This is a genomic window from Sphingobium quisquiliarum P25 (genome assembly GCF_000445065.1).
In the GTDB taxonomy this organism is placed as follows: domain Bacteria; phylum Pseudomonadota; class Alphaproteobacteria; order Sphingomonadales; family Sphingomonadaceae; genus Sphingobium; species Sphingobium quisquiliarum.
Map to the genome: position 1 here is coordinate 31,043 of NZ_ATHO01000101.1, position 13,877 is coordinate 44,919.

Genomic DNA, 13,877 nt, shown 5'->3' on the forward strand with positions numbered 1-13,877 from the left:
TCAGGACTTGTCGTTGCCCATTTTGGGGGTCATCCCGGACAGACCGATATCCATCATCTGCTTGAATAGCTTCATACCCGCGTCACCCATGGGAGCGAAGGTCTTCACCACGGATTCCATCTGTTCGATGCTGGTCACGCCATCGATGCTGTCGAGCACGGTCTTCACATATTTGTCGTGAATGGGCGTCACATCAGGCAGGCCGAGGAAGGCGCGCGCTTCGGCCGGGGTGCAATCAACGTCAACGCTTACCTTCATCTTCGCGGATCCTTGCCAGCGGTCTTCCCAGCTTCCGTCATGCCGCAACAGGGCCGCCCAACGCAAATTTTTTACGCGAACGGCTGGTTGGCGTGCCGCTCAAAGCCGATTACTCATAGGCCTGAAAATAACAGCTGCGGAAAGGTCTTGCCATGACAGCATATACGCCCATCCCCACCCTTGAAGGCGATGCCAGCTTCGACGCCTATATTGCCCGGCCAGCAGGCAAGCCCAAGGCGGCCATCATCGTCATTCAGGAGATTTTCGGCGTCAATGAAGGTATCCGCCGCAAATGCGACCATTGGGCGCAGCAAGGATATCTCGCCGTCGCCCCTGACCTGTTCTGGCGCGACCAGCCGCATGTTGAACTGGATGCCGACAAGCCGGAGGAGTTTCAGACGGCGCTCAGCCATATGCAGCGGATGGATCAGGATCTCGCCATTCGGGATATCGAAGCGGCGATCAAGGCAGCGCGCGCCGAACTGGGCGAAGGCGGGAAGGTCGGCGTGGTCGGTTACTGCCTCGGCGGAAGGCTGGCATTCATGGCCGCTTGCAGAACGGACGGGGACGCTTTCGTCGGCTATTATGGCGTGGGCATCGACAACCTTCTGGGCGAGCAGCATGCGATTGGAAAGCCGGTGCTTCTGCATATCCCGACCGCTGATGGCTTTGTTCCTCCTGAAGCGCAGAAGAAGATGCATGAGGGCTTGAAGGACAATCGCCACGTCACCCTGCATGACTATGAAGGCCTGGACCACGGCTTTGCCGCGGAGATGGGCAATCGCCGCAACGATGCCGCCGCGCAACTGGCGGATCAGCGGACGGCGGATTTCTTCGCGCAGAATCTCTGACTTGGGACGCTGATGATGGCAAGACCCTGGCATATAGCCGTGCGGGCCCATGGCGGCCCGGACGTGATGGAGAAGGAGGAGTTTGATCTTCCTCCGCTTGGGCCCACCGATATCCTCATCGCGCAGGACGCGGTCGGGCTCAACTATATCGACACCTATTATCGCTCCGGGCTCTACCCTGCCGATCTGCCGCTGGTGCTCGGATCGGAAGGCGCTGGTTACGTCGCGGATATGGGCTCGGAGGTGACCGGCTTTGCCATAGGGGACAAGGTGGGCTGCGCCAGCGGGCTTGGCGCCTATGCCACCCACCGCATCGTTCCGGCCAGCCAAGTGGTCAGGATACCGGCCGAGGTCGGCACCGATGAAGCGGCAGCGCTGATGCTGAAGGGGATGACCGCCTGCTACCTCGCCGAAGACACGGTTTCGCTTGGAGTGGGACAGGTCGCCCTTGTCCATGCGGCTGCGGGCGGTGTGGGCTCCGTGCTCGTCCCATGGTTGCGCGACAAAGGCGTCGTTGTGATCGCCCATAGCGGCTCTGCCGAAAAGGCCGCAACCGTTCAGGCCGATCATAGCCTGCACGGGCCGTTCGAGTCATTGCCCGGCCAAGTCCGCGAACTGACCGGAGGCGAGGGAGTGGATGTGGTCTATGACGGCGTGGGTAAGGATAGCTGGAGCGCGTCGCTGGATTGTCTCAAGCGGCGCGGGCTCATGGTCAGCTTCGGCAATGCCTCTGGCGCAGTGCCGCCGGTCAGCCTGCTCGATCTCAGCCGCAGGGGGTCGCTCTATGTGACCCGCCCCACCCTGTTCGACTATATCGCCACGCGCGAGGCATTGGATAATGTCGCAGCACGGCTGTTCGACCGGGTAAGCCGTGGCGTGGTGCGCGCGGTCATAGGGCAACGTTTCGCTCTTGAAGACGCTGCCGAAGCCCACCGCTTGCTGGAGGCAAGGCAGACGACCGGCAGCACAGTGCTGATCCCCTGATCCATCTGTCCGATCCCGCGCTGGACCGCGCGGGATCGGCAATTGTCACACAAAGAGCGTCAATATCCCGACCTGATTATCGACGATGCCGTCATAGATCATCTTGACCGCGACATAGATGATGACCGCCAGACCGACATAGGCGATCCACCGGAACCGCTCGATATATTTGGCGATGATGTTCGCCGCCACGCCCATCAGGGCGACCGACAGGATCAGGCCGATGATCAGGATGCCGGGATGATCGCGCGCCGCGCCAGCGACGGCCAGCACATTGTCCAGGCTCATGGAAACGTCAGCGACTGCGACCGCCCAGGCGGCGCCAGCGAAGCTCTTGGCAGGACGCAGACCGGAAACATCATCGTCGCTGGGATCGTCAGGCGTCTCGGTCCCGCGCTTGGGATGCAGTTCGCGCCACATCTTCCAGCTCACCCACAGGAGGAGCAAACCGCCCGCCAGGATCAGGCCGACGATCTGCATCAACTGCGTGACCACCAGCGCAAAGCCGATCCGCAGGACCAGAGCGGCGATGATACCGATCAGGATGACCCGCTGGCGCTGCTGCACCGGAAGACCGGCCGCCAGTGCGCCGACGACGATGGCGTTATCGCCCGCCAGCAATATGTCGATCATCAACACCTGGCCAAAGGCTGCAAGCGCCTGAGGCGACCCGATATTGCTGAAATCGTTGACGATATGGCCCCAGATATCGGCGGGAGAGCCAAAACCCTGGGCCGCAGCGGCGGCAGTGGCAAAAAGGTCGATCATGGCGGCCTGATGTCCCCTAGTCGATATCGATCAGTAAAGATGACGGGCGGATTGCGCGCCCCGCACTATGGCGAAGCGATCAAGCCGCAGCCTGAACGCTTCCGCCATGCTTATTGATTCATGGAATCGAAGAAATCCTCATTGGTCTTGGAATCCTTCATCTTGTCGAGCAGGAATTCCATCGCGTCGACCGTGCCCATCTGCATCAGGATACGGCGCAGCACCCACATCTTGCTGAGCTTGGCCTTGTCGACCAGCAATTCTTCCTTGCGGGTGCCGGACTTGCCGACATCCAGCGCCGGGAAGATGCGCTTGTCCGCCACCTTGCGGTCGAGCACGATTTCCGAATTGCCGGTGCCCTTGAACTCTTCGAAAATGACTTCGTCCATGCGGCTGCCCGTATCGATCAGCGCGGTGGCGATGATGGACAGCGATCCGCCTTCCTCGATATTGCGTGCCGCGCCAAAGAAGCGCTTGGGCCGCTGCAACGCGTTGGCGTCGACGCCGCCCGTCAGCACCTTGCCCGATGACGGCACGACCGTGTTGTAGGCGCGGCCGAGGCGGGTGATCGAATCGAGCAGGATCACCACATCCTTTTTATGTTCCACGAGGCGCTTGGCCTTCTCGATCACCATCTCGGCGACCTGAACGTGGCGCGAGGCAGGCTCGTCGAAGGTCGAGGACACAACCTCGCCTTTCACGCTGCGCTGCATGTCGGTGACTTCTTCCGGCCGTTCGTCAATCAGCAGGACGATCAGGAAGACTTCGGGATGATTGTCCGTGATCGCCTTGGCGATATTCTGCAACAGCACGGTCTTGCCGGTGCGGGGCGGGGCGACGATCAGGGCGCGCTGCCCCTTGCCCTGGGGCGAAACGATGTCGATGACGCGCGCCGACTTGTCCTTGACCGTGGGGTCCAGCGTGTCGAGCACCAGCTTTTCGGTCGGATAAAGCGGCGTCAGGTTGTCGAAGTTGACGCGGTGGCGCACGACCTCCGGATCGTCGAAATTAACGGAAATGAGCTTCGTCAGCGCGAAATAGCGCTCGCCGTCCTTGGGCGCGCGAATCTCGCCTTCCACCGTATCGCCGGTGCGCAGGCCGAACTTGCGCACCTGATTGGGCGACACGTAGATGTCGTCCGGTCCGGCGAGGAAATTCGCTTCGGGCGATCGCAGGAAGCCGAAGCCGTCGGGCAGCACCTCGATCGTGCCCTCGCCCATGATCTGCTCGCCATTTTCCGCCTCGGCCTTGAGGATCGCGAACATCAGGTCCTGCTTGCGCAGGGTCGATGCGCCTTCGACGCCCAGTTCCTCCGCCATGGTGACAAGATCGGCGGGCGATTTCTTCTTGAGGTCCTTAAGGTGCATTCGACTTGAGTCCGATGGAAAGAGGATAGAGATGACGCTTCGGGAGAATAGGCCCGGCAGGGGAAGCCGGGAGCCCGCGCCGGACGGCGGGGAGAGATTGTTCCGCGTTTAGCGGCGAGGGGCGCGGCAAGTCAAGGCGGCTGCGGCCCCCGCACGCGCGGAAAACGGCATCAGGCGGGCGCTTCGCGGCAGAAGGTGCTCAAGCTGCGGCAATGGACCAGCCCCGCCCCGCCATGATATGAAGGAAGATATAGGCTGGAGAGGTGAGTCATGGAACGTCTTCGTTCCATTGCCGTGATCGCATTCCTGTCTTTTGCCGCGCCTGCGCTGGCTCAAGACCCTCCGCCGCCCGCCGATGACCCGCCCTCCGTCGTCCGCACCCTGCCACAGGATGACCGAATGACGATCCCGATCCACATCGGTGGAAAGGGCCCCTGGAACTTCATCATCGATACCGGATCGCAGCGCACCGTCCTCTCGCGCGATCTGGCGGAGCGCCTCGTCTTGCCCACGCTGGAGATGGTCACGGTCATCGGCATGGCCGGTAAGGCGCAGACGCGCACGGTCGCGGTGCCGCAGCTTCGCTATGGCAGCGTCACCGTCGACGGCATCGAGGCTCCGGTGCTGGAGGCCGCGCATCTGGGCGCGCCCGGCCTCCTCGGCCTCGACAGCCTCCACGCCCGCCGCCTGCTGATCGACTTCCGCGCCGGGCGGATGGAAATCAGCAACAGCCGCCGCACCTTGCGGGACCCCAACGCCATCATCGTCGAGGCGCGCCGCCGTAAGGGCCAACTCATCCTTCTCCATTCGGACGTGAACGGGACGAAGGTGAACATCATATTGGATACGGGCACGCACCTAAGCGTCGGCAATCTCGCGCTGATGAACAAGCTCAGCCAAAGGAAACGCGCCCCGCCGCTCGCCCCCGTTACACTGCTCAGCGTCACCGGAGAGGTGCTGAGCGGCCTGCTGGGCCACCTCCAGCAGATTCGCATGGGACCGATCCTGCTCAGGAATCTGCGCGTCATGTTCGCCGACGCGCCGCCCTTCGCCGAACTTGGCTTGCAGGACAAACCTTCCCTGCTGCTGGGCATGGACGCGCTCCAGTCCTTCGACAGGATCGCGATCGACTTCGGCCGGGGCAAGGTCGATTTCCTCATGCCCGATGGCAGCGCGCTCGATCACCAGCAGCTTGCGGCGAAACTGCCCGCGGCGGGATAGGATCAATGCGGCGGCTGCCTCGGCCGGTCACGGCCCAGCACCTGATCGATCCATTGCTGGTCCAGCCGCGGCGGCGCTGGACGGGCGGGCGGCGCCTGCGATACGGGGCCCTGCTCGCCCGAGTCCGGATCTTCTTCCTCCGGCGGCGGCTGTTGCTGGCCGGGATCGACCGGCAGGCCATTCTCATCGACCATCATGCCGTTGTCGGGCTGCCCATAATAGGCTTCCTCATCCGGCTCCAGCTGCCATTCGGGCAAGGTCACCTGCGTTTCGAACTGTTCCACCGGACGGCGGGACACGGCGACCTTCATGAAATCGGCGAAGGCGCGGGCGGGCGCCCTGCCCCCCTGGAGCACGCGCACCGCGCGGGCATCGTCGCGGCCCATCCACACGCCTGTCGTGATGCCGCTGGAAAAGCCCAGGAACCAGCCATCCTTGTTGCTGTTGGTCGTGCCGGTCTTGCCTGCCACAGGGCGGCCGATCTGCGCCGCCCTGCCGGTGCCGGTGCTGACCGCCGTCTGCATGAGGTCGGTCATGCCCGCCGCCACCCAGGGCGCGACCAGCACGCGGCTGGTATCGTCCTGATGCTGGTAGAGCAGCCTTCCGTCGGCGGTCGTCACCTTGGTGATGCCATAGGGCGTCACCGCCACCCCCTTGCGCGCGATCGATGAGAAGGCGCGCGTCATGTCGATCAGGCGGACGTCCGACGTGCCCAACACCATCGAAGGATGCGTGTTGATGGGCGTGGTGATGCCGAAACGGCGCGCCATGTCGGCGATGGTCGGAAAGCCGACCTCGACCCCCAGCTTGGCCGCCACCGTATTGATGGAATAGGCGAAGGCCGTGCGGATATCGATATCGCCCGAATAGCGTCCGCTGCTGTTGCGCGGGCTCCATCCGTTGATGGTGACCGGACTGTCGGTGACGCCCGTATCGGGCGTATAACCGGCCTCCAGCGCCGCCATGTAGACGAAGATCTTCCAGGCCGAACCGGGCTGACGCGTCGCGGTGGTCGCGCGATTATAGTTGGACGACACATAGTCGAGCCCGCCCACCATCGCCCGCACCGCCCCGTCACGGTCCAGCGACACCAGCGCGCCCTGCGCCCCGGCAGGCGCATTGGCCTTGATCGCCGCCGTCGCCGCCTTCTGCATGCCAAGGTCGATGGTGGTATAGACCTCCAGCGGCTCATTGGGTTCGTCCACCAATATATCGAGCTGCGGCAGCGCCCAGTCGGTGAAGTAGCGGACGCTGTTCTGCGGCGGCTCAGGCGCCATCTTGACCTCGTTCAGGTCGGCGCTGGCCCGTTCGGACGCGCTGATCACGCCATTTTCCTGCATCAGGTCCAGCACGACGCCCGCGCGGCCGATGGCGGCGTCCGCGTCGGCCGTGGGCGAATAGCTTGACGGAGCCTTGACCAGACCTGCGATGATCGCCGCTTCGGGCAGGTCCAGCGTGGTCGCGGGATGGCCGAAGAATTTCCGGCTCGCCGCATCGATGCCATAGGCGCCGCCGCCGAAATACACCTTGTTGAGGTACAGCTCCAATATCTGGCGCTTGGAGAATTTCCGCTCCAGCGCCAGCGCCAGGATCATCTCCCGTACCTTGCGGCCCCAGCTATAGCTGTTGTTGAGGAAGATGTTGCGCGTCACCTGCTGGGTGATGGTGGACGCGCCCTGCAACCGCCGCCCTTTCCCCCTGTTTTCCAGCGCCACCCACGCCGCGCGCGCCATGCCGATCGGATCGACGCCGGGATGGTGGTAGAAACGCCGGTCCTCGGTCGACACCATGGCCTCGACCATCACCACCGGGATCTGGTCATAGGCGAGCCACCGGCCGAAGCTGGGGCCCAGCGACACGATCACGCTGCCATCGGCGGCATGCACGCGGATCATCTGGCCATTGGGCGACGATTTCAGCGATTCATAGCTGGGCAGCGACTGATAGGCGATGACAACGGCGATGGCGATGGCGAAGAGGCCGCCCAGCGTCGCCACCAGCCCCAGCTTCACGGCCCGCATCAGCCATAGCCGCGCCTTGCCGGGCGTTCCGTTGCTCTTGCCTGATCGTGCCATATGTGTCGCCGGATACCCGCTCAGTCGGAAGGCGGCCAGCGATCATCAGGCGCGGCCGCATGGAAAGCCTTGGTTCTCAAGAAGATTGACGCTTTACCGGGGATGAACGATTATTCAACCTCGCCGCGCGGCTTGAAATCGAGCGACGCGCTGTTCATGCAATAGCGCAGGCCGTTGACGCCCGGCCCATCGGGAAAGACATGGCCCAGATGCCCATCGCACTTGGCGCAGCGCACTTCGGTGCGGATCATGCCATGGCTGCTGTCGCGCACTTCCTCCACCGCGTCGATATCGACCGGGGCGGTGAAGCTGGGCCAGCCCGAACCGCTGTCATATTTCTCGTCCGCGTCGAACAGTTCAGCGCCGCAGCCAGCGCAATAATAGACGCCATCGGCCTTGTTGCTGTTATATTTGCCGGTGAAGGCCCGTTCGGTCCCCGCTTCGCGCAGGATATGATATTGTTCGGGGGAAAGGCGCTCGCGCCATTCGGCTTCGCTGAGGTTGAGCTTGTCCATGGCGGGAATATGGCGGTGCGCCCGCCGCCAATCAAGCGCTTAGGATGGGAAGGAAATGCGGCCGCGCCAGGCCGCCCTTACCGCTCCCGCGCCGCTTGCCGGGCGATTGCCAGCAACTCATGGCGAACCAGCAGATCGCCGATACCCCTGCCCGACCGGCTCGCCCGCTCCGCCTGCGCCAGCCGGTGGATCACGCGCGCAATCCCCTGGGCGTTCCAGAGGCGAACCTGGCGCGTGACCACGGGCTTGTCCTTCCAGAAGACCTGCTTTCCCGCCCCTTCCACCGCGGCTTCCAGACGGCCGCTGTCATCGAACGACATCCTTATGCCGGCGATCAGCATCGCCCGCGTCAGCAACGGCCGCAGCACCGCCGCCATGGCCGTGCCGGTTTCGGTCAGGCGGCCAAGTTCCCGGTGCATGGCCCGCAAGTCGCCGCCAAGCACGGCATTGACCAGCGGAGCGGCATCCGAATCGGGATTGTCGGCCGATAGCGCATCCAGCGCCTCCGCCGTCGCCTCGCGCGGATGTTCAGGCGCCGCGTCCAGATAGAGGATCAGCTTTTCGATCTCGCCCGCCATCAGCGCGCGGTCGCCATTGGCCAGATCGACGATGCGCCTCGCCAAGTCGGGGGCCAGGCGCAGCCCGCCTTCGCGCACCATGGCGGCGGCAATCTGTTCCGCCTCCCGCGCGTCGGGCTGATAGGATGCGAAGGCCATCGCCATGGGGCTGTCGGTGGCCAGCTTCAGCAGCTTCGACGTCCCCTTGAGCGCGCCTGCGATGGCTATGACGGGGTTCCCCGCCGCCTCCGCCTGGAGCAGCGCCGTCACGGCGGGCAGCGATTCATCGCCCATCCCGTTGACGCGAATCCAGCGGCGATCGCCGAACATGGAAAAGGAAGCGGCCTCGTCCGTCAGCCGGGCGGGGTCGTCCCGCAGCGTTTGACCGTCCAGGTCCACCCGCTCCGCCTGGTCCCCCATCGCCCGCTCCAGCCGCTTGCCGAGCGCGGCGCTGCCCGCTTCGTCGGGCCCGTGCAGCAGGAAAAGGCGTATGTCGGGAGGCGGCGCATCCAGCGCCTTTTCGATCTGGCCGCGATTGGCCTTCAACGCTGCTTTTCCCGCGCGGCGAACAAGGCGATCCGGGTCACGATCTGGTCGGCGACCGTCTGCGACAGCCGTTCCAGCGCCGTGTCTTCCGCCGCGATGGTCGCATATTCGCTGGACGTGACGTCGATGCCCGCGTCCGATCCCGCCGTGTCGTCGATGACCTGCGTGCCGGTCGCCATGTCGATCAGCTGATAGCGCGCGCGCAGCGTCCGCCGTTCCCGCGTAATGGCGGTGTCGGCGCGCAGGCCAAAGCCGCTGATCTGGTCATCCAGCTTCACCACCAGCTTGTAGGCCGGGCCGCCGCCACCGCCGATGGTCGAAAGCCGGTCATTGAGCGCATTGCGGACCAGCCAACCGCCTTTCCCCTCGATCGGCTGCACGTCGACATGGCCCAGCGCCTGCGCGACCGCGCCATGGCTGCCGCCGCTATAGACAGGGCGAAGGCCGCATGCGGAAAGGGAGGCGAGAAGGAGGATGGGGACAACGCGTTTCATCAACCAACCTTTATCCGTTCGGGCCGATCTTGTCGAAGGGCGAACGGCCGTTGCTTAAATTACCAGATTCACCAGACGGTCCGGCACCACGATCACCTTCTTGGGCGTGGCCCCATCCAGGATGCGAACCACATTGGGCGCGGCAAGGGCAAGCCTTTCAAGCTCCTCCTTGCTCGTGCCCTTCGGCACCATGATGGTGTCACGCAGCTTGCCCATCACCTGGCAGGCGACAGTCACCTCATCCTCGACCAGCAGCGCGGGGTCGACCTGCGGCCATGCGGCGTCGGCGATCAGCCCCTGCCCGCCCATGTCGGCCCAGGCTTCCTCGGCCAGATGCGGCGTCATCGGCGCGACCAGCAGCGCCAGCGCACGGATGGCCGCGCTGCGGCTGGCCGAAGGCTTGGCCTTTTCCACCGCGTTGGTGAGTTCGTAGATCTTCGCCACCGCCTTGTTGAAGGACAATGCCTCGATATCCTTCGCCACGCCGTCGATGGTCTGGTGCAGCTTGCGGTCGAGAGCCCGATCCTGGCCGGAAGCTTCTTGCCCCTCGGCCGCCTTGTCCGCCTCGCCGAACAGCCTCCACAGGCGATTGATGAAGCGCCAGCTCCCCTCGATCCCGCTCTCTGTCCAGGGCAGGTCGCGCTCGGGCGGACTGTCGGACAGCATGAACCATCGCACCGCGTCCGCGCCATATTGCGAAATAATGTCATCGGGATCGACGACATTCTTCTTCGACTTGGACATTTTCTCGACGCGGCCGACAGTCACCGGCGCGCCGCTGTCGATCATCACCACCTTGTCGCCCTGCCGCTCCACATCCTGCGGAGCGAGCCATGCGCCCTCCGGCGACTTGTACGTCTCGTGCGTCACCATGCCCTGCGTGAACAGGCCGGTGAAGGGCTCGGCAAAGCCGATCTGCCCCATATGCTGGAGCGCGCGGGTCCAGAAGCGCGCATAGAGCAGGTGCAGGATCGCATGTTCCACGCCGCCGATATATTGCCCCACCGGCAGCCATTTCTCGACCGTTTCCCGATCGAACGGCTTGTCCTTGGGCTGGCTGGCGAAGCGGATGAAATACCAGCTGGAATCGGCGAAGGTGTCCAGCGTGTCCGTCTCGCGCCGCGCCGCCTTGCCGCATCTGGGGCAATCGACATGCTTCCAGGCCGGATGCCGGTCGAGCGGGTTGCCGGGAATGTCGAAGCTGACATCCTCCGGCAGCAGCACGGGCAACTGGTCCTTGGGCACGCCCACCGGGCCGCAATCCTCGCAATGAATGACCGGGATCGGCGTCCCCCAATAGCGCTGGCGCGACACGCCCCAGTCGCGCAGGCGGAACACGGTGGTGCCCGTGCCCCAGCCTTCCGCCTCAGCACGGCGGATCACTTCGGCCTTGGCGTCCTCGACGCTCATGCCGTTGAGGAATTCTGAGTTCACGAGGCGGCCAGGGCCGGTATAGGCCTCCTCGCCGATGCCCTTCTCCTCATCGCCCTCGGCGGCGACGACGCGCTCCACCGGCAGCATATATTTGCGGGCGAAATCCAGGTCGCGCTGGTCATGCCCCGGCACCGCCATGACCGCGCCGGTGCCATAGTCCATCAGCACGAAATTGGCCACGAACAGGGGCAGCTTGCGGCCGGTGAAGGGGTGGATCACCGACAGGCCGGTGTCATAGCCCTTCTTCTCCTGCGTCTCGATCTCCGCCGCGGCGGTGCCGCTATGACGGCATTCCTCGGCGAAGGCGGCAAGGCCCGCGTCCCTGGCTTCCAACGCCAAGGCCAGCGGATGGTCCGCCGCGATCGCGGCAAAGCTCGCGCCGAAAATCGTGTCGGGCCGGGTCGAGAAGACCTCGACCTCGCTGATGCCGTCCACCGGCGTGTCGAGCTTGAAGCGGAATTGCAGGCCGACCGATTTGCCGATCCAGTTCTCCTGCATCAGCCGCACCTTTTCGGGCCACTGGTCCAGCGTCTTGAGGCCACTCAGCAGATCGTCGGCGAACTGGGTGATCTTCAGGAACCATTGGGAAAGCTTGCGCTTCTCCACCGGCGCGCCCGACCGCCAGCCCTTGCCGTCGATCACCTGCTCATTGGCGAGCACGGTCATGTCGACCGGGTCCCAATTGACCGCCGATTCCTTGCGATAGACCAGCCCCGCTTCCATCATGTCCAGGAACAGCGCCTGTTCCTGCCCATAATAGTCCGGCTCGCAGGTCGCGAGTTCGCGGCTCCAGTCCAGCGCGAAGCCCAGCTTTTTCAGCTGCGCCCGCATCGTCGCGATGTTGGATCGGGTCCAGTCGCCCGGATGCACCTTCTTTTCCATCGCGGCATTTTCGGCGGGCATGCCGAATGCGTCCCAGCCCATAGGATGCAGCACTTCATGGCCCGTCATGCGGCGGAACCGCGCCAGCACGTCGCCCATGGAATAGTTGCGGACATGGCCGATATGGATGCGCCCGGAAGGATAGGGGAACATCTCCAGCACGTAGGAACGCGGCTTGTCGCTGCTGTCCGACGCCTTGAACGTCTGCTTCTCGTCCCAGACGGCCTGCCAGCGGGCGTCGGCCTCAAGCGGATTGAAGCGCCTTTGCATCTATTTCAGTCCTTAAAATGCATGCGGGCCGAGCTTTTCCAAGCCCAGCCCAGTTATTCAGGAAAAGCGGATGAAAGGAAGGGCTTATCCCGTGATCGCCATGCGGCGCAGGTCGCGCGCCTTGGTCAGGATGATCTCTTCCAGCTTCTGCACGGTGGCCGCCTGCACCGGCGCATCGATCCATTGCCCGCCCTGATTCACCTGACGGCTGGCCGCGACGCGCAGCGCATCGGCGCGCAGGTCCTGGTCCAGGATCGACACCGTCAGCTTCATCCGTTCGTTCGGGCTGTTCGGATTGGCATACCAGTCCGTGACGATGACCCCGCCGTTCGAATCCGTCTGCACCAGCGGCATGAAGGAAATCGTGTCCAGCGTCGCCCGCCACAAATAGCTGTTGACGCCGATCGTGGTGATCTTGGACGCGGCGAGGTCGGCCTTGGGCCGCTCCTTCGATCCGCCGCCACAGGCGGCGAGCGGCAGAAGCGCGGCCAGCAGCAGACCGGCGGAAACAGGAGCGGGAAGGCGGCGGACCATCAGGTATGTCCCATATTGAAGGAAAACGCCCCGCTTCTATAGAGGACCGGTTGCAATGGGCAAGAGGGACGCCATCTACGGCGCGGGAGCAGCGGCCGCCCTGTGCGCGGCGGCCTGTGTGTTCCGTGCAACAGATTGTATAAAAAGGACGTCCGCACTACCCATGGCGGCGTTTCGCTTGTAGAAGAACAGAAAAGGTCGGTGGGGAAGAGATTCGCGTCATGCGTGTGAATAGGGGATATTTGGCATTGGCAGGCTCGGCGGTCGCCGTGGCCGGCTTCATGCTGTCTCCTGCTCTCGGTGCTGCGACCGATCTTGTCCGCCTGCGGGCCGATGTTCCGGTGTCGCTTGGCGCCCTGGGCAGCATTTCCTCCTTCACGCCGACTACCAAGGACCCGCGTCTGGCTGCCGCCTATGCGCGCATCGCCGCTTCGGCGGGACGGCAGAATTTCCGCTTCACCCCCACCAGTGGTTCGCTCAGCGGCCAGCGGTCCGTCACGGTGATGGTGCGCGCGGGCAATGACGATCGCGTCGCCATCAGCCGCACGCTCGACCCGGTGAACATCGCACCGGTGGCGTTCAGCCTCAACAGCGCGCATAACTGGCGCAAGTTCGCCTTGCCTGAAACCATGGGCCGGAAGGAACTGGACCCCGTTTCGCTGGATCAGATGGCGGGCGCCAAGAATTTCTCGCTGGATCAGGATCGCAAGACCCGGTTCAGCACCAAGGTCATGATCGAAAATCGCCGCGAGCCCGGCCAGGCGGTCCGCAATCCGGGCGCGGACAAGGATTATTCGCTTGATCTGGCCAGTTCCTACTCGCTGACCCGCAACCTGAACGTCACCGCCGGGCTACGCTATAATAACAGCGTGATCGGACGCCTGACGCCGATGACCGATGACCGGCAGGACGATCAGGCGGTCTATCTGGGAACCGTCTTCAAATTCTGACCGGCTGATGCTGGTGGAAGCGGCGCTTTCTGCTTACCGTATCTGCGCTTGTGAAATTCCTGTAGTCAGCCTCACCTCTCACCCGTTCGGGCTGAGCGAAGTCGAAGCCCCCGGCTGAGCGGAGCGAAGCAGCCCCCGCTACGCACGGCAAACCTTCGACTTCACTGAGGA

The 13,877-nt window shown here is 63.9% G+C and carries 13 protein-coding genes; 4 read left to right on the forward strand and 9 right to left on the reverse strand.

Annotated elements, in window-relative coordinates; translation table 11 throughout:
* Positions 1–258, reverse strand: a complete 258-nt coding sequence (locus tag L288_RS33190) for a DUF6489 family protein (RefSeq protein WP_021238544.1) — start codon at positions 256–258, stop codon at positions 1–3.
* 152 nt (positions 259–410) lie between these two features.
* On the opposite strand from L288_RS33190, the gene L288_RS33195 reads away from it, so the two are divergent.
* Entirely contained in the window at positions 411–1,109 is a 699-nt protein-coding gene (locus L288_RS33195) for a dienelactone hydrolase family protein (RefSeq protein WP_021238545.1), read from the forward strand.
* Between the two features lie 12 nt (positions 1,110–1,121).
* The gene (locus tag L288_RS33200; RefSeq protein WP_408020593.1) at positions 1,122–2,093 is read left to right on the forward strand and encodes a quinone oxidoreductase family protein; all 972 of its coding nucleotides are present in this window, start codon (positions 1,122–1,124) and stop codon (positions 2,091–2,093) included.
* A 45-nt stretch (positions 2,094–2,138) separates the two neighbouring features.
* Here the strand turns inward: L288_RS33200 and L288_RS33205 are convergent, their stop codons facing one another.
* Both L288_RS33205 and rho read right to left on the reverse strand, forming a co-directional pair.
* Positions 2,139–2,861, reverse strand: a complete 723-nt coding sequence (locus L288_RS33205; protein ID WP_021238547.1) for a YjbE family putative metal transport protein — start codon at positions 2,859–2,861, stop codon at positions 2,139–2,141.
* A 110-nt stretch (positions 2,862–2,971) separates the two neighbouring features.
* Entirely contained in the window at positions 2,972–4,228 is a 1,257-nt protein-coding gene (rho, locus tag L288_RS33210; RefSeq protein WP_021238548.1) for a transcription termination factor Rho, read from the reverse strand.
* A 270-nt stretch (positions 4,229–4,498) separates the two neighbouring features.
* On the opposite strand from rho, the gene L288_RS33215 reads away from it, so the two are divergent.
* Positions 4,499–5,449 carry an aspartyl protease family protein gene (locus L288_RS33215; protein ID WP_021238549.1) on the forward strand — a complete coding sequence of 317 codons (951 nt, stop codon included), beginning with the start codon at positions 4,499–4,501 and terminating at the stop codon, positions 5,447–5,449.
* Between the two features lie 2 nt (positions 5,450–5,451).
* Here L288_RS33215 and L288_RS33220 read toward each other — a convergent pair whose 3' ends face one another.
* The 6 genes from L288_RS33220 to L288_RS33245 all read right to left on the reverse strand — a co-directional run bounded on the left by L288_RS33220 (position 5,452) and on the right by L288_RS33245 (position 12,756).
* Positions 5,452–7,524 (reverse strand): transglycosylase domain-containing protein, encoded by a 2,073-nt coding sequence (locus L288_RS33220; RefSeq protein ID WP_021238550.1) that lies wholly within the window; start codon positions 7,522–7,524, stop codon positions 5,452–5,454.
* Between the two features lie 110 nt (positions 7,525–7,634).
* Positions 7,635–8,039: a peptide-methionine (R)-S-oxide reductase MsrB gene (msrB, locus tag L288_RS33225; protein WP_021238551.1), complete on the reverse strand. Its 405-nt coding sequence runs from the start codon at positions 8,037–8,039 to the stop codon at positions 7,635–7,637.
* Positions 8,040–8,116: 77 nt separating this feature from the next.
* On the reverse strand, positions 8,117–9,142 hold the full coding sequence (gene holA, locus L288_RS33230) for a DNA polymerase III subunit delta (protein ID WP_021238552.1): 1,026 nt from the start codon (positions 9,140–9,142) through the stop codon (positions 8,117–8,119).
* Entirely contained in the window at positions 9,139–9,636 is a 498-nt protein-coding gene (gene lptE, locus L288_RS33235; protein WP_021238553.1) for an LPS assembly lipoprotein LptE, read from the reverse strand. Before lptE ends, holA begins: the two co-directional genes overlap by 4 nt.
* A gap of 54 nt (positions 9,637–9,690) precedes the next feature.
* Positions 9,691–12,222: a leucine--tRNA ligase gene (leuS, locus tag L288_RS33240; RefSeq protein ID WP_021238554.1), complete on the reverse strand. Its 2,532-nt coding sequence runs from the start codon at positions 12,220–12,222 to the stop codon at positions 9,691–9,693.
* Between the two features lie 84 nt (positions 12,223–12,306).
* Positions 12,307–12,756, reverse strand: a complete 450-nt coding sequence (locus tag L288_RS33245) for a DUF3576 domain-containing protein (protein WP_021238555.1) — start codon at positions 12,754–12,756, stop codon at positions 12,307–12,309.
* Positions 12,757–12,977: 221 nt separating this feature from the next.
* Between L288_RS33245 and L288_RS33250 the strand changes: the two genes are divergently transcribed.
* Positions 12,978–13,706 carry a hypothetical protein gene (locus L288_RS33250; RefSeq protein ID WP_021238556.1) on the forward strand — a complete coding sequence of 243 codons (729 nt, stop codon included), beginning with the start codon at positions 12,978–12,980 and terminating at the stop codon, positions 13,704–13,706.
* Positions 13,707–13,877: the final 171 nt, after the last annotated feature.